Raw genomic sequence first — 18,878 nt, forward strand, 5'->3', positions numbered from 1 at the left:
TATCTTGGTGGATTCAAGGATATGGTAGATGCTGCCAAAAACAAAGAAAAAGGCTATACAGAAGAAGTAAATAATAATGGTACTGGTAATAACAACAGTCAATCTGATGACTCTAACACTACTACTTCGGTAAAAGATATAAAAACTGAAAGCCTCGAAATTCCGGCAAGTAGCTATAAAGTAACCCGCCACGCACATTTTGCCTTAGGGTACGACGAAAGACACGAACAAGCTGCCTGGGTAGCTTATAAGCTCGAAGCGCGCGAAACCAGAGGCAGGGCAGAGCGCGAAGATAGGTTTATACCTGACCCAAGTGTAACAACCCGCACTGCACGCCATTCAGACTATTCTGGTTCGGGATATGACAGGGGACACCTGGCACCTGCGGCTGATTTTAAATTTTCAAAAAAAGCAATGGCAGAAAGTTTTTACATGAGCAACATGAGCCCTCAAAAACCACGTTTCAATCGAGGCATCTGGAAGTCTCTCGAAGAACAGGTAAGAGAGCATGTACGCAAAGACAAGGCATATTATATAGTCACCGGGCCAGTACTCAAAGGGGGGCGCTTTCGCAAAATTGGGCGCAAAACCAAAGTAAGCGTGCCCAAATATTATTATAAAATTTTGCTCGACCTGGAAGAGCCTGAGATCAAAGCCATCGCTTTTTTGATGAAAAATGAGGGTTCTGACAAACCTTTGAGTAGTTTTGTGGTGAGCATTGATAAAGTAGAAGAAATAACCGGGATTGACTTCTTTCCGAATCTGCCCGATGATTTAGAGAAAAAACTAGAAGCTTCTACCTCACTCAAAGGCTGGAGTTTTGACTAATTAAGCTGGCAAATAAGATAAAAAATAAACTAGCCTGATAGCCTATGTGGGTTATCAGGCTTTTGTAAGTTTAGACGTATAATTTATGTTTTATATTGATAATCAAGGGATTAATGACCCAAGGATAAATCTGGCAATTGAAGAACACGTACTACGCAATTTTGCTCCCGATCACAAATACCTTATGTTGTATGTCAACGAACCATCGGTGATTATGGGTAAGCATCAAAACATCTATGAGGAAGTAAATGTAGACTTTGTACAACAAAATAACATCAAAGTAGTGCGGAGGGTGTCAGGGGGGGGGACTGTATACCACGATTTGGGCAACCTGAATTTTAGTTTTTTGGTGCCTCACGACTCGTCTAAACTCAACAACTACCACTATTTTCTAAACCCTATAGTAGAAGCCTTACAAAGCTTGGGAGTACCTGCCGAGATAAGCCCTCGTAATGACTTGATGGCAGCAGGCAAAAAAATATCGGGCAATGCCCAGTTTTCTACTACCAAACGTATGGTAAGCCACGGAACACTGCTATTCAATTCTGAAATTATTCATCTCTCACAATCGCTCAAAGCCAAAACAACTACTATTCAATCCAAGAGTATAAAATCGGTGCGTAGTCCAGTGGCCAACGTGTACGAATACCTCAATAGCGAACAACAAAGCGGGTTGGATATGGAACAGTTTAAAAAAGTATTGCTTCAGTATATTTTCAAAACCCAGCCCAACGAAGTCTCTACAATACCCACTTATACCCTTACCCAAGACGATTGGGAGGTGGTAAATAAATTGGTAAAAGAGAAATACAATACCTGGGAATGGAACTATGCCCGATCGCCCAAATGTAGCATTCATAAAACGCATGATTTTGATTGGGGTACCTTGGCTGCCACAGTAGATATTAAGAAGGGGCACATACAAGGAGTAAATTTTGAAGGGGCGCACCACGGCGAATTGCAGGCAATGCTCGCCAAACTGACACACACACTTACTCAGGTCAAATTTGATAAAAACAGCCTCAAAAAAGCCATTGCCACGGCAAATATTGAGGAGGGTAAATTAAACATCAAAGAAAGCCAAATTTTGCAATTGGTGTGGCAATAATGTGTTAGAAATATGGTACATTGAATAGGATTACGAAATTTAGAAAGAAAAGGGGCAGGTGGCTTTGTTAGGCATTGCCAACAAACCATTGCCCCTTTCACTGCTATAGATTTTGTCACCAAACTTTATCCCTTCATTGGTACTTCCATCAATAATACCTTCGCCGCCTTATTAGCCTCAACCTCTATCTGGGGGGTATTCCATACCCCAAAACCATCTCTTTTACTAAGTTGCTGACCACTAATGGTTACCTCTCCCTCTAAGACAAAAGCATACACTCCATTGGTCGCTTTGTTGAGCTGATAAGTGTCTTTTGTCCCTTTGTCAAACTTACCCATGTTAAACCAGGCATCCTGATGTACCCATACCCCCTGGTCGTCTTTATTGGGCGATAGTATTTGATAAAATGCATTGTGTTTTTCTATCGCCTGCAGCGAAATCTGATCGTAACGTGGGGTTACATTTTGCGTGTTTGGAAAAACCCAAATCTGTAAAAACCTCACTTCTTCATCTTTGTTCTGGTTATATTCGCTATGATAAACCCCTGTTCCAGCACTCATTACCTGAATGTCTCCTTCTTTGATTACCGACGTAGTGCCCATACTGTCTTTGTGCTCCAGGTTGCCCGCCAGGGGAATAGAAATAATTTCCATATTGTCGTGTGGGTGCGTACCAAAACCCCGCCCCGCTGATACTACGTCATCGTTGAGTACCCGCAGTACCCCAAAATTCATTCTGTTGGGATTGTAATAATTGGCAAAACTAAATGTATGGTGGCTATCCAACCATCCATGGTTAGCGTGTCCTCTTGTGTCGGCTTTGTGCAATACTGTGTTCATAGTTTTCTCCTCTTTATTTGGTAAATGATTAAACCCTACCTGAGCCATGAGTTGATGGTAAGTTGATTGAGCTGTCGGGGTGTTTTTGGCTTCTAACAATGAATAACCAGCCACCATTCCAGCGGCTCCCAGCAACGATTTCTTTAAAAACTTCTTTCTATTCATGACAATGTTGGTTTTGGGTTTTTAATAAGTGACTGCAACCATCATCATGCTATGAGTGCATGATATTTACTTGTAGCTTATTACATTACAAAGATGCTACATGCACTAGACTAAAGAGATATAAAAAAATGACCACATCATATAAAAAAGTCGGAAAATGAGTTTATCTGTTTTTTTGCTGCCTAAATTCAGAAGGGGAAACCTGGGCTTTTTTTTTGAAAAAATTGCTAAAGTGGAGAGGCTCTTCAAACCCTAGCTCATAAGCTATTTGCTTGATATTAAGCCTTGTATGGATCAATAAGCGCTTGCCTTCAAGTATCAGCCTGTCCTGAATAAACTCTTTGGCACTTTTACCTGTCAGTTTTTTTACCGTGTGGCTCAAGTGTTTAGGCGATATAGGAATTTCGGATGCATAAGTGCCCACTTTGTGCCATTGTTGATAATGTTGCTCGACCAATTTTTTAAAATCACGAAAAATACATACCCCGTTGCTTTCTTCGTCGAGCTGGGTAGTGTCTAACAAACAACTATTGCTACAATAGATCAAAAACAGCTGAAGCAATGCACCCAAGGCACGGTTTCGGTAATGAAATGAGCTGGGCAAACAAGCCTGCATTTCTGCAATAAGGTTTTTTAACCGGGCAAAGGTATCCTCATCCAGCGAAAGCGGAGGAGTATCGCCAAACTGCCTGAAAAGGTTGATATTGGAGATAAAGCTTTCGGGGATACTATTTTCAACCAGAAAATCTCGTGAGAACGTAATCACCCAACCTTTGGGTTTGGCTTGTAAAGCTACTTGGTGTACTTGTCCGGGGTTTACAAAGAACACTTCACACCCAGCAAAAACATACGATTGATAGTCAATCACGTGTCTACCCTTGGCAACCTCTACCAGCATAATTGTGTAATAGTCGTGGCGATGTGGTACATCTGTAGAGCCTTGGGCTGCCTCATAGATGTTTTCCATTTGTTGAAGGTCAAAATTAATGTGGTGTTTACGTTGTTGCATGGAGGGTTTTTTATCAGATAACTCAGAACCTCAGCACATGTTTAACAGTTTGGTGTGTGGCGCCCCAACAGGGCTAGATGCCGATGCATACCGGTGCTTTAAGCGACAATTCGCAAGCCCTTATATACCGATGAATATCGGTACCCCGCAAGCGGGATGTCGGCATAACCTCCACTAGGTGCACCCTGTTTAATTACGTTGAGCTTGTAGATTCGGTTCATAGGCAACTAATAAATTTATAGTGCGCTTATTTTCAGCCAGTTATAAATTTGTTAGTTAGAAGAAGAAATGCGTGTTTGAATAGGGTAGGAATGGCATTTGGTTGGTGGGGTATTAGGGAGATATTTGTCAAAAAGACACAAAAAAAGGATGAAAACCAGAGGCTTACCTCTTTTTTTCATCCTTTTTGTCTTTATAAGGTAATCTTATGCGCTTACTTTACTTTATCAACCACTGCTTTGAAAGCTTCAGGATGATTCATTGCTAAGTCAGCCAACACTTTTCTGTTTAGCTCAATATCGGCTGCGTGCAGTTTCCCTATAAACTGAGAGTAAGACAAGCCGTGGATGCGAGCTCCAGCATTGATACGCTGAATCCACAAAGCACGGAAGTTACGCTTCTTTACCTTTCTATCGCGGTAAGCATATACTCGTCCCTTTTCTATTGCATTTTTTGCAACTGTCCAAACATTACTCCGGCGGCCAAAGTAACCTTTGGCTTCTTTCATCATCTTCTTTCTACGACGACGAGATGCTACTACATTTACTGAACGTGGCATGCTAAATTACTAATTACGACAACTGGCGATCACGTACTGCGATGCTTTATGCCAGCCATCAGGTGAAATAAAAAAGTTGTTGTTAAAAATCGGGAATCTTAAAGATTCAACATTCTTTTAACCAATTTCTCATCAGCTTTGTCTACCAAACCAGTTTGTCCCAAACGTCTTTTTTGCTTGGTTCCTTTTTTGGTAAGAATGTGTCTTTTAAAGGCTTTTTTTCTTTTGATTTTGCCAGTACCCGTAAGTTTAAAGCGTTTTTTCGCGCTTGAATTTTTCTTAACCTTCATGATCGAACAATTTAATCGAATGGCTTTGAATTTGAGCTCGCAAAGTTAACAAAAAAAACAGGGAAACCTGAGAGATTTTTAGAAATTATGCTACAGCCAAACACAGGTGAGTATATAAAAAACAACAACCTGACTTGATTTGAATCAATAAATGGCTCAAAATTCATCAGGTTGTTTATAAAATATCTTCTAAGATATTAACTTTTCTCAGGGTTGGGCTGCTTGTCTGCAGACTCACTTTTTGGAGTAGTTTCTGCATCCTTAGTAGCCTTTGCGTCCTTGTCCGCTTCTGCGGCTTTGTCAGCATCTTCTTGCCCTTCTTTATTTTTATTCCTTTTGTTTTTCTTGTCTTTCGTTGTTGCCTGAGCATCTTGTTTCGGTTTTGTAGGTTTTTTGGTAACTTTAGGAGCTAGAAATATGCTCATTCTTTTACCTTCAAGCTTTGGAAGCTGCTCTACTTTACCGTAATCTTCAAGCTCAAGTGCAAACTTTAACAACAACTGTTCACCACGTTCTTTAAAAACAATGGTACGCCCTACAAAGTGAACATAAGCTTTAAGCTTGGCGCCGCTTTCGAGAAAGTTTTTGGCGTGGTTGAGCTTAAAGTTAAAATCGTGTTCATCGGTATTAGGACCAAAGCGAATTTCTTTCATTACCACCTTCTGAGCTTTGGCTTTGAGTTCCTTTTGCTTTTTCTTTTGGTCGTAACGAAACTTAGAATAGTCTATGACTTTACAAACAGGGGGCGCTGCTTTTGGAGAAATTTCTACCAAATCCAATCCTTGGTTCCTTGCAATGTCGAGTGCTTTTTTGGTTGGATATACCCCTTGCTCTACATTGTCTCCTACGAGTCTTACCTCTGGAGCCTTAATTCTTTCATTAACTTTGTAAGGTTCTTCGCGTCTTCCGCGAGGTCCCCTTTTTCTGGGTTGTCTGCTAATATTTACCTCCTTGGTTTAGTGTGAATAAAATTATATCAAGATAAAGATTGTTTAAGGGTGGTCTAAACTCAAACTTACTCTAAAACAATATAATGATTTGACTACAAAAAACAAGTTTTTTTCGTTGAAATCAAAGCCTAATAACAAAACAATGATATAAAACTTTGCTTTTGTTTTTATTAATGCTCTAGCATAGAGGGTGGTAACCCATTACCTTCTATAAATATATAGTATACAATCAAATCACAAGATTGTTTTTTCTTTTGCAGTAAAAATAGTAATCATCACTGCTTTACAACAAACATTGTCAAGCCTACTTCTTGGTTTGCCATATTTTTTTGATGGTTGTGTCGGTATAGTTTAATGGTATATCTTCCGGGCAACCATTTTATCCCAGTTACACCTAAGCCTGCCCTTTCAAACCTACTGGAGCGGTTCCAGGGCAGGCTTAGGTGTACCTTTACAGGAAAATGTTTACCCGATTGATCAAATACTTTCATCGTTACCGTGTCATTCACTTCGGGTGGGCGGGTAAAACGATAAGTAACTTGGATAAGTTGGATGTTTTTTGCCCTGTTTACTTGGCTAAAACGCTCACGTCTTGATGCTCCAGGTACTGCTCTTATATCAAAAGGGAACAAACCAGGTAGGGTCTTTTTGAACTTGTTAACTTCTTTCTGCAAAACTATATTTTCCTGTGCAATAGTGTTACGCTCTGCCACCAATTGCTTGATTTGCCTTCGATATTCAGTAAGGAGTGTCTGACTCTTTTTCATCACCTCATCATAAATTTTTTGCAAAGAGTCTGCTTGGTCTTGTGCGCCTTCCAACAATCTTTTTAACCTTAAACACTCTGCTCGATAACGACTTTCGCGGTAGCGGGCAGCATTGAGTAATAATTGTAGCGAATCTTTGCCAAGCTGGGTTTGCTCTTGGGCATATTCCAACTTTATTTTATTTGTAATGAGCTTTTTATTAATTTCTTTTTGTTTATCCAACTGAATATTTTTGGTTCGATATACTCGTTTCAAACTATCTAAGCGAGCTTGTAATTGTACGATAGTTTGTGCTTTACTTATGTTGAAAGAACCTGCCCAAAATAAGGCAAATACACAAATGCGAATGAATAGGTGACACATAAGTTTATAACGATTAAATAAAAAAAGCCCCCAAAAGTACAGCTTATACTTTTGGGGGCAATATCATGAAAAGGTTTTAGCAACCTTTATATAAGTGGCTTAACGCAAAGAGAACTCAGCAATACCAATACTTTGGTTGTTGATTCCCTGATCTACATTGGTCAAGAATAGGCGGATAGAGTAGTTGCCACGAGAGAATTTTCTGCGGGCATCACTATCTGGTTCCACAATTACTTGTTGATTGGTAGGTGTTGGTTTACCAATGTTGTTGCGGTAAGCAGGTTTCAATGGTACTTCTTTATTAGTAGCATCAAACAACTTAATCACAATGTTTTCGTTGGCAGCTGGTGCACGGGTCAATTGGAACGACACCTGAATTCGGTCAGTGTTACGCGCTTTGGTAGAAGCACTAAAGCGGTTACGCTTTAATTCACCAGGAATGGCACGCACAGTCAATGCAAACAAAGCATTTTGAGTATCATTTTTCAACTTGCTCAACTCAGCTTGCATGGTTTGGTTTTGACTTGCCAAACTGTTACGTTCAGTAGTCAATTGCTCAATTTGCTTACGGTATTCGGCAAGGGTAGAACCACTACCTGCTGAAATCTCATCATAGGCTTTTTGCAAAGAGTCTACTTTGTCTTGTGCATCTTCCAACAATCTCTTTAAGCGGGCTGCCTCTACTCTGTAACGACGCTCACGGTAACGAGAGTTGTTCAATAGCTTTTGTACTGAGTCGCGCTTGTCTTCTACTTTGTTAAGCTTGTCTTCCAACTCAAATTTTCTTTTCAAAAGCTCTTCGTTTTCGGTAGTTTTACTTGATACCGAATCTTTCAGACTTGAGCTTAGTCCCTTAAGGCTATCTACAGCTGCAGTTTTTTCCTTTTCAGTAGATTTTACTTTCTTGTAGTCTTTGTAGTATTTGTAAGTTAAAAACAAACTTACTACAAGTAGAATACTTACTACTACGAGTCCAATAGCCTGACCATTTAAACCACCTCTTGGTTCGTCCTGATCATCCACATCGTAATCCAAATTTGAATCCTCGGTCATGATATTATATTGATTTTAGGTTTCGCGAGTTTACAATTGTTTTTCGAAGGTTAAAGCCTTCATATTCAACTAATTTCAGCTTTAAATATATGGAAAATTATTAATCAAATAAAAATCAGCTATTATTTTTTTTTATTTAACCCTTGGCTAATCAAATAACAACTCAAGTGATATAGTGGGTAAAAATAAATCAGGCGGGCTTTTATTGACAGTAGAGTGTCAAGCCATATAGCAATAGAGCCTGTGCTCTATAAGCGTTTAAACGTAGATTAGTATGCATTTAATGTGGTAAAACAGAGTAACTCGATGTAGTGCAAACGGCGGTTAAGGCAAGTGATGTTGGGTGAGTTTTAGCCTGTTCTACTAAAGTAATAAGTGATAAACAATGCTTTACGTTTATAGAGAGTTTGTAGTGTAGACTCTTAAATATATGGGTGGGTAAATTACCAACATAAAACCCTGAACGGGTAAGGCTCAGGGTTCAAAAAAACATCAAAAGATAGCGCTTGTTTAGTAAAGCACGCTCATTTCTTTAGATACTTTGTCAATTATTCTCTGCAAAATCACTTCATTGCGTCCTATCTTTTTAGCAAAAGCATAACACAACTCGTATTCGCGATCGTGAATTTCATGATCAACCATCATCATGCGAATGATGTATTCTAAGTGTTCCATTTGTTCGTTATATTCGTCTGGAATAATGAAATCTAAGTGGTTAATCTTATTCATTATATCACGGGCTTGGGTGCGGCTTACACCCATTCGTTGCCCGGTTTCCAGCAACATTTCTTTTTCTTCGCGGACAAGGTAGCCATCTGCTACTGCTATTTTATAAATGTTGCGGAAACACGCCAATCCTTGTTCTTTATTTTTCATGACATTTTTCCGTTTGTTGGTTTAGGTAAACTACTACAGTGGGACTAACTCCCCTCAATTTGTTGGATTAAAACAAGTTTATATCTTAAACTTGTTTTTTTATGATTTTGTGATTTTTTCAAGATTTAAGACCAAAATATACTAATAAACTTTCAAAATTGCAATTTTATTACATTCTATATGCCTAATAAGAGTAAAAAACTTTCAATTATCCTATTGTTTCAGGAAAATGTGAATATTTTTATATTTTCCAAAGCTTTGCACTTGCATACTACAAGTATGCCTTGGGCTTATCAAACACCTGTTGGCTAAAGTGTGGCTTTAGGTGCAGTTAACGGGGATAAATGGCTTAATAAAATGTTAAATAATGACATTGTTTTTCGTAAATAAATGCAATATGGCTTAAAGCATAATGACGCCTTCTATTTTGCCCACTTGTTGGTACTTTTCAATGATTTCGTCGCTTGACAACATGACCAGTCGTACCGTAATACTGGTAAACTTTCCGTTGCTCGATTGGCGGGAGGTAATATTAGCGTCTTTGCCAAACAAAGCAGTGACTTCAGCAGCTTTATTGGTTAAGGTAGGCACAATAAACTTGAACATATACATAACTGGGTACTGGTTGGTTTCTTCAAGCTTTTGTCGTAGCGATGCATAAAATTCTTCTGTTCCCATAGGTTTGTCAGTTATTTCAAAGGAAGTGGTATGTAAACGTTTTTTTACCCAAATCTAGTGATTAATTAGTTTTTTTACCAATAAGATTGCAAAAACACCCCTGAGTATTTAAATTGAAGAAGAACCAAAAACTTACAGACAAACCTTTACATCTCATGAAACTTACCCAAACGATTTGTTTCTTGGGTATTGCCTGCCTGCTTTTTTTGCGGGTATCGGTGGTGCCAGGGCAAACTGACAATGATACCCCTCCTCCCGAAAAGAGTGTGGCTGAATTACTCAAGGAAGGAGAAGCAAAATATCAAAAAGGAGATATTTTAGGCGCGATTAAGAATTACAATGCCGTGATAGAAAAACAAGCTTATTCGGCTATAGCCTACCAAAAGCGCGCCCGCTGTAAACGTCGCATTCAAAACTACCCAGGAGCGATCAAAGATTATGAAAAGGCAATTCAACTTAAATCAGAGTTGGCAAATGCTTATATAGGTAAAGCGCAGACTTATGTGGCTATGAAAAACCACAAAAAAGCGATTAAAGACTACGCAAGGGCTTTAGACCTACAGCCACCTAAAAAGTATTTACCGTTGATTCACTATAATAAAGGACTTGCGCACCTGGAGATCAAAGACTACAAAGAAGCCATGACAGATTTTAACAAAGCCATTGAGCTTCACCCAAAAATGGCAAAAGCGTACCTAAACCGAGGCAATATTTATTACCACTTTAATAAAAGTAAAAGAGCTTGTGCTGATTGGATACAAGCGAAAGAATTAGGCAACGAAAAAGCCATCATTAATCTGGACAAGATTTGCCGATAACTTATCAGGTAAATAATTCGTGTTTTCAATATAGCTGGAAGGTAGGCAATTTTACAAAGCACTTGTTTCGCTCTCCTATTCTAACCCTCACCTACCTCTTGCCTTCTGCCACAAAGTTAGTCTAATCAGCTCCCCTTAAGTGCGTCCTTGAGCTATGCCCTTGTGGGTAAATACCTAAATAATGATTGAAAAATAAAAGAATTTTACCTCTAATTACCAGTACCTTAAACATTAAGTAAATGCCCTCTTATTTGGGATGAGTTTTGTTTTCTGACGCACTTCAAAAATCGCGCATAGCTTAGCAAGTTTTTTTAAGTAAAGTCAGTGGGCAAAAATCGCCGAAATAACGGGTTAGGTATTTAGTGATTAAGGTACTAGAGGTTCACCACATCAAAGGTTTAGGTAGATCATCTTAGGAATTGTTCAAAAATAAATTTACACTCTGAGAGGTGATTTTTCGCCTTGATACTTCGTTATTTTTAGCCGTTGGCAGAGCTCGGCACAGCGTAGCTGTAGCCATCGGTTATTGCCCGGAGCGCTGCTATGGGCGCAAAAAATAGCCTCGTCTCAAAACAAAACCTCTACCTCAAGAATGGTAATTTAATTGCTCACCATTCCTTAGTAAACTCTATTGTCTATGAAGAAAATATGCTTGATATTTTTTTATCTAGTGATGCCTGTGATTAGCGCTGCACAAAGAATGAACATTCCTTTGGTTTATAAAAATAAACTGAAAATACGAAAGTTTACGAGTGAAGAGGGGCTAAGCCAAAATATAGTACAAGATATTCTGCAAGATAGTCAAGGTTTTATGTGGTTTGCTACTACAGGTGGGCTCAACCGCTACGACGGGGCACGGTTTAAAGCGTATAAGGCTGTTTTTGGTGATTCTACAGGGTTGGTTAATAATTACATTAACCAAATAGTGGAAGATAAAAATCACCGTATTTGGATAGGAACATCTAAAGGATTGAGCAGGCTGGATTTAAAAACAGGTAGGTTTGATAATGCCCAACACCAAAAAGGAGTATCCAATAGTTTGAGTAATAATTGGGTAAATGCCCTTGGACAAGACAAAGCCGGCAATGTATGGGTAGGTACTGATAAAGGAGTAAACAAGGCAGCCACCAACTCTCACTTTCTTAAATTTCAACGTTATTTATACGCTCCTAAAGGTACAAAAAAAGAGCGCTTTTTTATAGGAGCTATATGTCACGATAGTCAAGGAATTACCTGGGTGGGTACAAGCAAAGGCCTAAAAAAAATAGAGAGGCAAGCTGGCGGAAAGGTTTCTTTTACTCACTATCCGCTGGCTCCAGATAGTGCCCACCATAGTCCTGAATCAATCAAGAGCATTTTAGAAGATGCACAAGGGCGCTTATGGATAGGTACACGAGTTGGTCATTTGTATTTGCTTGACAAAACACGCAGTAAAGTAACATTGTTTGCCCAGGACTTGGCGAGGGTGTATGATCTGTATCAAGACAGTAAGCAAACGATATGGGTGGGTACCGAAAATGGCTTGTGTTGGGTCAATGAAAAAACAAAAAAGATAGAACGTTTTTTTTACCCTGCTACTCACCTGGACAATATTACCGTAAACTGTATGCATGAAGACAAATCGGGGGTGTTGTGGGTAGGTACGGCGGGTTATGGTTTGTATCATATCGACAGCAAAAGTACTAAGTTTAGCACCTATAATATTTCTCACTATACCCAAAGCCCTTTGAAAGAGAATATGGTATGGGGTATTTTTCAAGACAAAGGTGATCGTTTGTGGCTCAATTCGGCAAAAAATGGACTTTTTCATCTTAATAGAAGCACAGGGGAAATTACTAACTTTAAGCACGAGCCAGCCAACCCCCAATCACTGATCCATTCCCAAACAAAGCGCATTGTGCAGGCACAAGATGGTTCAGTATGGGTAGTTACTAAGGGTGGGTTGAATAAATATAATGAGGTAAATCAAACGTTTGAACGTTTTTTCATAGAAAAAAAGTACAGTCGGGCAACCAGTGTATACTGCTTGATGGCGGATAAAAAAAACGCCTTATGGATGACTACATTAGGGGGGAGGATTTATAAACTGGATATTCGTGCCAAAAAGTTTAGTCAGGCTCGCTCCAAATACTTTGGCAATGGCTGGGCGAGCTCTATAGTAGAAGATAAGCAAGGTATATTTTGGATCAGTGGGCGTACTGCCATTGTGTTGTACGACCCTAAAAAACAACAAGTAGTAGAAGCCCACCGATACGACTCTGTCAATACAGTGGGATTAAAAAAGAACCGACCTTTGCAAATTTTTAAAGCACGCTCTGGGCAACTCTGGATTACTACTTATGGCGATGGGCTTGCCAAAGTAGTCTATGACAAAACCGGGCAGTTTCGCCTGCACTATTATACCCAAAAAGACGGTTTGCCTACCAATATGCTGTACAACATACTGGAAGATAAACAAAATAAATTGTGGATTTCTACCGAAAATGGCATTGCTAAGTTTGACCCTGTGACCGAAAAATTCACCAATTACACTCCTAAAGATGGTTTGCCTAACGATGACTTTGGCGAAGGTTCTTTTTTTCATGACCCAACCACAGATGAAATGTTTTTTGGTGGGCAAAATGGTGTGGCAGCCTTTATACCTGCTGAGGTTAAACCCAATGACTATATTCCAACGGTCAGGCTCACCGACTTTCAATTGGCAAATGAATCAGTGATTCCGTCGAAAGACGCTCCACTAAAGAACACTGCCAATTACACAAAAAAAATAGTGCTTACTTATGAACAAGCCACCGTATTTTCGTTTGAGTTTGCCGCATTGAGTTATGCCAGTTCAGACCGTAACCAATACAAGGTGAAACTACATGGGTATGACAAAAAGTGGCGAAACCTGGGCAAGCGTAACTTTGTAACCTACACTGGCATTTCTCCTGGCACCTATCACTTTAGGGTGCAAGCCAGCAACTATGATGGTGTATGGAACACCCAAGGCTTGCGCGTAGAGCTGGTGATTTTACCTGCCTGGTGGCAAACCTGGTGGTTCAAATTAGGGTGGATTTCTTTTACCATATTTTTAGTGGTGGGCTTTTATCTATACCGGATCAATGCCATTAAACGACAAAAAAGAGTATTAGAAGAAACGGTGGTACTGCGTACTAAAGAGGTAGTAGAGCAAAAAGAAGAAATTCAAATCCAAAATGAAGAGCTTTTACAACAGCGTGAAGAAATTACGGCCCAACATCAAGCCATTGAATCACAAAATAAACTATTGACAGAAAAAAATTACCATATCAATCAAAGCATCAAAGCTGCTAAAACTATTCAGGAAGCTATATTACCTTTTGAAAGCAAGATGCAAGACGCTTTTCAACACAATTACTTTATCTTGTATAAACCCAAAGATGTGGTATCGGGCGATTTTTATTGGCTGGGCAATGTAGGCAATAAAAAAATATTGGGGGTGATAGATTGTACCGGGCATGGGGTGCCAGGAGCATTTATGAGTATGATTGGTTTTACGATGCTCAACGAAATTGTGAATACCCAAAAAACAGACAACCCTGCCGATATACTAGAGCAGTTGCGTATAGAAATAAGATATACGCTCAAGCAAGATGAAACTGGACGCAGAAATGGCATGGATGCTGTTTTTATTGCCCTGGAAGCTCTAGACAACCAACAGACAAAGGTGATTTTTGCGGGTGCCAAACGTCCTTTATGGTATATAAAACCTGGCAGTGCCACCTTAGACACAATCAAAGGTAGTTCGGTATCTATTGGGGTGATTTACCAAAACAAAAGAACTATAGAAGCCCATACGATTATATGTGATCCTAATACCTTGTTTTACCTAAGCACTGATGGTTTTACCGACCAAAACAACGTGGTTCGTAAGAGGTTTGGTGCAGCCAATGTACACAATGCTTTACTTAAAGTAAGCCATTTATCGCTTGCCCAACAAAAACAGGATTTAGAGGAAACACTGCAAATATTTATGGAAGGGACTGAGCAACGAGACGATATACTGTTGATAGGAGTGAGGGTTTAGAGGGGGGGCTTTTTTCATAAGGAACATGTTCAAAATAAGTGTCGAGATTGAGGTCATAAACTCAAGGCTGACTGAGGCGCTTTTAGCCTTTGGCAGAGCTCAGCGCAGCAGGGCTGCAGCTATCGGTTTGCGGGCAAGGCAACATCCGGGGGATGTTGAGCCAGACCGTGGGACGGTACCACGGACAATAAAAGTAACGAAAGTCAGGAAAGAGAACCGCAGAACGAAGTTCAAGCTCTGCGAAGCTAATATGTTCTAAACCGGACAGCTTCAAAGTCCCGATTTCTTATCGGGGTTATTGTTGAGGGCTATGCCCGAAATCCCGTTTACGGGGCGATCACGTTCCTAAAAAAGGTAGGCTTCGATGTTACCAAAGAAACCTGCCCAGGTGTATAATAATGCTTTGGAACTTTAGTCCATAATATAAGGATAGTCCTCTTGAGCATATACATCTTTGAATGCCTCAGAAGGATCAGGGTAAGGAGACTCGTCGGCAAACTTAACTGCCTCTTCTACTGTCTTTTTGATCTCCTTATCTATCTCTGCTAGGTCATCTTCGGTGGCAAACTTGCCCTTCAGAATACTTTCGCGTACTTGCTCGATAGGGTCTTGGTTTTTATATTCGTTTTCTTCTTCTTTAGTTCGGTATTTTGCCGGATCAGACATAGAGTGTCCTTTAAAGCGGTAAGTACGGAACTCAAGCAAGGTAGGACCTTCGCCAGCGCGGGCACGCTCGGCAGCTTTTTCTACCGAAAGGTGTACTTCTTCTACTTGCATAGCGTCTACTGGCTCAGAAGGTATGTCATAGCTTTCGCCCAATTGGTATAGCTCGGTTACATTAGAGGTACGTTGCACCGAGGTACCCATGGCATACCCGTTGTTTTCTATGACAAATATCACGGGTAACTTCCAGGTCATGGCCATATTCAATGCTTCATGAAAAGCGCCTTGGCGTACGGCACCATCGCCCATATAACACATGCATACTTTGCCAGTTTTGTTATACTTCTCGGCAAAGGCAATGCCTGCCCCCAAAGGTATTTGTCCACCTACTATACCGTGTCCTCCCATAAAGCCATGTTCTTTGTCGAACAAGTGCATAGAACCTCCTTTACCTTTAGAGATACCCGTAGCCTTGCCATACAATTCTGCCATTACTGCCTTGGGATCGGTACCCAAAGCCAGCGGATGCCCGTGATCGCGGTAAGCCGTAATGTATTTATCTCCTTTTTGTAAAGCACTTACAGCACCCGAAGCACAAGCTTCCTGACCAATATATAAGTGTAAAAAGCCCTTGATTTTTTGGCGACCATATACTTGACCACACTTGGCTTCAAACTTACGGATCAACTGCATACTACGGTACCAGTACATGTAGGTTTCCTTGTCAAATTTGTCTTTTGCGCTTTTCTTGCCCTTTCGTGCCGATGCGGTTTTTTTATCTTTGGTAGTTGCCATAAATTTATCAATTTTTAGAATGCTTGGATGATTGAGGTGTTTTTGTTTATCCAAATGTTTGTTGATTGCTTGCGAAAGTAATAAAATTTGTAAAATGTTTTGCATTGTTGATCTATGAAAAAATACCAAAGGGAAGGATTTTGACCTAACTTACTGTAAATAACTACAATATTGTAACTTTGAATCTGGGCAGTAGCGATCAACTGCTGGTTTTGTGTTGTGTATTGGTCATATACCTTTGATGCTGCTCTTACCCAAATTAAACCCATTAGTTTACACCATGTTTTTAGAAAAAATCAATTTGCTCAATTTTAAGAATTACGAAATGCTTGACCTTGACTTTTCTTCATCGGTCAATTGCATTGTAGGTGACAATGGCAGCGGCAAAACCAACTTGTTGGACGCTATTCACTATTTATCAATGAGTAAAGGAGCTTTTGGTGGCGGCAATACCCAACATGTGTTGCACAAAGAGGACTTTTTTATGGTCAAGGGGGTTTTTCAGGCTAAAGACCTGGACTATGAGGTAACTTGTGGGTATAAAAAGGGGCAAGCAAAGGTGTTTAAGGTAAACCAAAAGCAGTATGATAAAATAAGCGATCACATTGGACGGTTTCCGGTGGTGTTGATTGCTCCCAACGACACTGACACCATTACAGAAGGAAGCGAACTAAGGCGCAAGTTTTTTGACAGCATTATTTCACAGCTCGACAAAAATTACCTGATCAACCTGATTCAATATACTCACCACCTTAAGCAACGCAATAGTTTGCTGAAGCAATTTGCTGAGCGCAATTTTGTAGACCGTAGCCTGATTGATACTTATAACCACAAGTTGATTGCCCTAGGCAAAGCTGTATGTGATAAACGGCAGGAGTTTATCACAGAGTTTGCGCCTATATTTCGTGAACACTACCAAGAACTGACCGAAAACAAGGAAATAACGGAGTTGGTATATCAATCACAGTTTTTAGAAGAGCACTATGCTGACGACTTTCGCCAGGCGTTGCCCGATGACTTGCGTTTGCAGCGCACTACACGTGGCATACATAAAGATGATTATGACTTTTTGATAGATGATCACCTGTTGCGCAAATTTGGTTCGCAAGGGCAGCAAAAGTCTTATGTAATTGCGCTTAAACTCGCCCATTTTGATATTATAAAAAACTACACGTTTATGAAGCCCATTCTTTTGCTGGACGATATTTTTGACAAATTAGACGATAAGCGGATGGACAAGCTCATGCGCAAGGTAGCAGCCCATGCTTTTGGACAAATTTTTATCACCGATGCTCGTCCTGAACGTACTCAAGCGGTTTTTGAGCATATAGATGTAGAGAAACGTATTTTTACCATTGACAAGGGAGAGGTGGTAGATGTGATGGAAGATTTAAATTAAGAAGTGTTTAAAATAGGCAATAGTTGCCTACCCAGCAACACACGCCAAAGAGCCTAAAAAACCTTGACTAATCCAACGGAAAAAAATTACCTCCTTGTTGGTTATGGTCTTTGAGGATAAACTCGCTGGGGTTAAAGCCCGAAAAATGTTTGAATTCTTTGATAAAGTGCGATTGATCGGCATAGCCACAGTGATAAGTGATGTCAGTCCAGGTGATTTTTTCCTGGTGTTGAATACGCTTCAAAATTTCCTGAAACCTAAGAATCCTATGATAATATTTGGGGGTAAGCCCTACATATTTTTTAAACTGGTCGATCAAATGTTTTTGGGTGTTAGGATATGTTTCTACTGCTTGCCGGTGATTGGCCATGGGAGCTTTGTCTAAAGCATGCAATACATTGTATAGTTCGAGTGGTGCCAGTTTTCGTGGGTCAAACTTTTGCCTGAGCCAGTCATATATAGGCTCAAACAAGGCAGAAGAAGTCGATTGGTCAAGTAACTGCTGCCGCAACTGGGTAAGTTCATTGCCCCATAGTTCGGTGGCGTCAACTATCCTCCCGGTGACTTTGTGAAGAGGAAAATGCAAAAAAGGGTAAGCTCCGGCAGGTTTAAACTGAACAACGAGCATGGCAGAGCGTTGGTGTGCCGAAATAGATATATAATGGCGGTGCATACCTGACAGCCAGGCTTGACTAAAACAAGCGTTGACCTGTAAAGTTTCGTTGTCAAAAGTGTGTCGCTCGAAACCGTCTAATTCAAAAATAATAAACACATGCCCAGTGGGTATTACCCGTTCAATAGAGTGGTCAGGGGTGAACTCCCTGAAGTGAAATATCGTTTCTACATAGGGGCTAAACATGGGGGGTAATGGTGCCGTTTCTAAAATCATACTCCTATCTACTGTTTTTAAATAATCTTGCCCTTTTCTAATTCTTCCAGCTGAGTTTTCCAGCCAGCCAACGAATCACTTGAGTCTATGTGCCATTGGTTTTTGCTGCTGTAGCGGTAGCCAAACCATTTTTCAGGCGTATTGTCAGACACTTTTCCCTTTATCCGTAAGTAATCATCTACTTGCGGCGCATAGTCAAAGTCAAAGCAACTGCCTGCATTGAGGTGGTTAAGTATCAGGGTTTGCAGTTGTTGTTCTTGAGTGTTGTAACGCGGCATTACCGCCCTGCCTCTGCGGTGAAGTAGGGGCAACACCGAATTGCAACGTTGAAGTATCCAGCTTATTGCTGAGGGAGAGAGCGGTTGATTTTTGTCAGTTTGGCACGTACACAGCCTAAAACCATCATTGATATTGCACATAAAGTAGTGTTTTTGAGCAGTAAGGTTGATTACTCTTTAAATTATAATACAATATACAAAGATTTGGCTTTTATATTGATGGAGAAAGTTGTATTATAAGATGAAAAATGCTTGCTATGTAAACGCGAACTATATATGCCATA

Annotated in this window: 17 protein-coding genes and 1 pseudogene; 5 read left to right on the plus strand and 13 right to left on the minus strand. The window is 40.1% G+C overall.

From position 1 onward, the window contains the following. The coding region (locus tag M23134_RS31660) for a DNA/RNA non-specific endonuclease (RefSeq protein WP_002703672.1) at positions 1 to 828 on the plus strand (828 nt) is incomplete at its 5' end. Between the two features lie 85 nt (positions 829 to 913). Beyond that, on the plus strand, positions 914 to 1,936 hold the full coding sequence (locus M23134_RS31665; RefSeq protein ID WP_002703678.1) for a lipoate--protein ligase: 1,023 nt from the start codon (positions 914 to 916) through the stop codon (positions 1,934 to 1,936). Positions 1,937 to 2,061: 125 nt separating this feature from the next. Here M23134_RS31665 and M23134_RS31670 read toward each other — a convergent pair whose 3' ends face one another. From M23134_RS31670 to M23134_RS31710, 10 genes and pseudogenes are all read right to left on the minus strand, one after another. Continuing rightward, entirely contained in the window at positions 2,062 to 2,940 is an 879-nt protein-coding gene (locus M23134_RS31670; protein WP_002703685.1) for a pirin family protein, read from the minus strand. Positions 2,941 to 3,103: 163 nt separating this feature from the next. Beyond that, positions 3,104 to 3,949, minus strand: a complete 846-nt coding sequence (locus M23134_RS31675) for an AraC family transcriptional regulator (RefSeq protein WP_002703687.1) — start codon at positions 3,947 to 3,949, stop codon at positions 3,104 to 3,106. A 98-nt stretch (positions 3,950 to 4,047) separates the two neighbouring features. Further along, the gene (locus M23134_RS42595; RefSeq protein WP_262492927.1) at positions 4,048 to 4,170 is read right to left on the minus strand and encodes a hypothetical protein; all 123 of its coding nucleotides are present in this window, start codon (positions 4,168 to 4,170) and stop codon (positions 4,048 to 4,050) included. 212 nt (positions 4,171 to 4,382) lie between these two features. Further along, positions 4,383 to 4,727 (minus strand): 50S ribosomal protein L20, encoded by a 345-nt coding sequence (gene rplT / locus M23134_RS31680; RefSeq protein ID WP_002703689.1) that lies wholly within the window; start codon positions 4,725 to 4,727, stop codon positions 4,383 to 4,385. 98 nt (positions 4,728 to 4,825) lie between these two features. Next, positions 4,826 to 5,020: a 50S ribosomal protein L35 gene (gene rpmI, locus M23134_RS31685; protein WP_045114742.1), complete on the minus strand. Its 195-nt coding sequence runs from the start codon at positions 5,018 to 5,020 to the stop codon at positions 4,826 to 4,828. 386 nt (positions 5,021 to 5,406) lie between these two features. Next, a pseudogene (infC, locus tag M23134_RS31690) lies at positions 5,407 to 5,958 on the minus strand (translation initiation factor IF-3); the annotation flags it as partial. 284 nt (positions 5,959 to 6,242) lie between these two features. Beyond that, positions 6,243 to 7,097 (minus strand): hypothetical protein, encoded by an 855-nt coding sequence (locus tag M23134_RS31695; protein ID WP_002703695.1) that lies wholly within the window; start codon positions 7,095 to 7,097, stop codon positions 6,243 to 6,245. A gap of 99 nt (positions 7,098 to 7,196) precedes the next feature. Further along, entirely contained in the window at positions 7,197 to 8,150 is a 954-nt protein-coding gene (locus M23134_RS31700; protein WP_045114744.1) for a hypothetical protein, read from the minus strand. Positions 8,151 to 8,660: 510 nt separating this feature from the next. Next, complete coding sequence (locus tag M23134_RS31705) at positions 8,661 to 9,026, minus strand: hypothetical protein (protein WP_002703698.1); 366 nt, start codon at positions 9,024 to 9,026, stop codon at positions 8,661 to 8,663. A gap of 402 nt (positions 9,027 to 9,428) precedes the next feature. Next, complete coding sequence (locus M23134_RS31710) at positions 9,429 to 9,704, minus strand: DUF493 domain-containing protein (protein ID WP_002703701.1); 276 nt, start codon at positions 9,702 to 9,704, stop codon at positions 9,429 to 9,431. A gap of 155 nt (positions 9,705 to 9,859) precedes the next feature. Between M23134_RS31710 and M23134_RS31715 the strand changes: the two genes are divergently transcribed. Then, positions 9,860 to 10,522 (plus strand): tetratricopeptide repeat protein, encoded by a 663-nt coding sequence (locus tag M23134_RS31715; RefSeq protein ID WP_002703703.1) that lies wholly within the window; start codon positions 9,860 to 9,862, stop codon positions 10,520 to 10,522. Between the two features lie 637 nt (positions 10,523 to 11,159). Beyond that, positions 11,160 to 14,570: a two-component regulator propeller domain-containing protein gene (locus M23134_RS31720; protein WP_045114745.1), complete on the plus strand. Its 3,411-nt coding sequence runs from the start codon at positions 11,160 to 11,162 to the stop codon at positions 14,568 to 14,570. Positions 14,571 to 14,981: 411 nt separating this feature from the next. Here the strand turns inward: M23134_RS31720 and pdhA are convergent, their stop codons facing one another. Further along, positions 14,982 to 16,028 (minus strand): pyruvate dehydrogenase (acetyl-transferring) E1 component subunit alpha, encoded by a 1,047-nt coding sequence (pdhA, locus tag M23134_RS31730; protein ID WP_045114747.1) that lies wholly within the window; start codon positions 16,026 to 16,028, stop codon positions 14,982 to 14,984. A gap of 280 nt (positions 16,029 to 16,308) precedes the next feature. On the opposite strand from pdhA, the gene recF reads away from it, so the two are divergent. Further along, positions 16,309 to 17,427, plus strand: a complete 1,119-nt coding sequence (gene recF, locus M23134_RS31740; protein ID WP_002703713.1) for a DNA replication/repair protein RecF — start codon at positions 16,309 to 16,311, stop codon at positions 17,425 to 17,427. Between the two features lie 67 nt (positions 17,428 to 17,494). On the opposite strand, the gene M23134_RS31745 is transcribed toward recF, so the two are convergent. Next, entirely contained in the window at positions 17,495 to 18,316 is an 822-nt protein-coding gene (locus M23134_RS31745; protein WP_157558751.1) for a helix-turn-helix domain-containing protein, read from the minus strand. Positions 18,317 to 18,333: 17 nt separating this feature from the next. Further along, positions 18,334 to 18,735 (minus strand): hypothetical protein, encoded by a 402-nt coding sequence (locus M23134_RS31750; protein ID WP_045114749.1) that lies wholly within the window; start codon positions 18,733 to 18,735, stop codon positions 18,334 to 18,336. Between the last annotated feature and the right edge of the window lie 143 nt (positions 18,736 to 18,878).

Origin of the sequence: Microscilla marina ATCC 23134 (genome assembly GCF_000169175.1) — a bacterium.
Lineage (GTDB): Bacteria > Bacteroidota > Bacteroidia > Cytophagales > Microscillaceae > Microscilla > Microscilla marina.

Coding starts and splice junctions, on each gene's coding strand:
- M23134_RS31665 (WP_002703678.1), top strand. CDS start 914: ATGTTTTATATTGATAATCAAGGGATTAATGACCCAAGGATAAATCTG.
- M23134_RS31670 (WP_002703685.1), bottom strand. CDS start 2,940: ATGAATAGAAAGAAGTTTTTAAAGAAATCGTTGCTGGGAGCCGCTGGA.
- M23134_RS31675 (WP_002703687.1), bottom strand. CDS start 3,949: ATGCAACAACGTAAACACCACATTAATTTTGACCTTCAACAAATGGAA.
- M23134_RS42595 (WP_262492927.1), bottom strand. CDS start 4,170: ATGAACCGAATCTACAAGCTCAACGTAATTAAACAGGGTGCACCTAGT.
- rplT (WP_002703689.1), bottom strand. CDS start 4,727: ATGCCACGTTCAGTAAATGTAGTAGCATCTCGTCGTCGTAGAAAGAAG.
- M23134_RS31695 (WP_002703695.1), bottom strand. CDS start 7,097: ATGTGTCACCTATTCATTCGCATTTGTGTATTTGCCTTATTTTGGGCA.
- M23134_RS31700 (WP_045114744.1), bottom strand. CDS start 8,150: ATGACCGAGGATTCAAATTTGGATTACGATGTGGATGATCAGGACGAA.
- M23134_RS31705 (WP_002703698.1), bottom strand. CDS start 9,026: ATGAAAAATAAAGAACAAGGATTGGCGTGTTTCCGCAACATTTATAAA.
- M23134_RS31710 (WP_002703701.1), bottom strand. CDS start 9,704: ATGGGAACAGAAGAATTTTATGCATCGCTACGACAAAAGCTTGAAGAA.
- M23134_RS31715 (WP_002703703.1), top strand. CDS start 9,860: ATGAAACTTACCCAAACGATTTGTTTCTTGGGTATTGCCTGCCTGCTT.
- M23134_RS31720 (WP_045114745.1), top strand. CDS start 11,160: ATGAAGAAAATATGCTTGATATTTTTTTATCTAGTGATGCCTGTGATT.
- pdhA (WP_045114747.1), bottom strand. CDS start 16,028: ATGGCAACTACCAAAGATAAAAAAACCGCATCGGCACGAAAGGGCAAG.
- recF (WP_002703713.1), top strand. CDS start 16,309: ATGTTTTTAGAAAAAATCAATTTGCTCAATTTTAAGAATTACGAAATG.
- M23134_RS31745 (WP_157558751.1), bottom strand. CDS start 18,316: ATGATTTTAGAAACGGCACCATTACCCCCCATGTTTAGCCCCTATGTA.
- M23134_RS31750 (WP_045114749.1), bottom strand. CDS start 18,735: ATGTGCAATATCAATGATGGTTTTAGGCTGTGTACGTGCCAAACTGAC.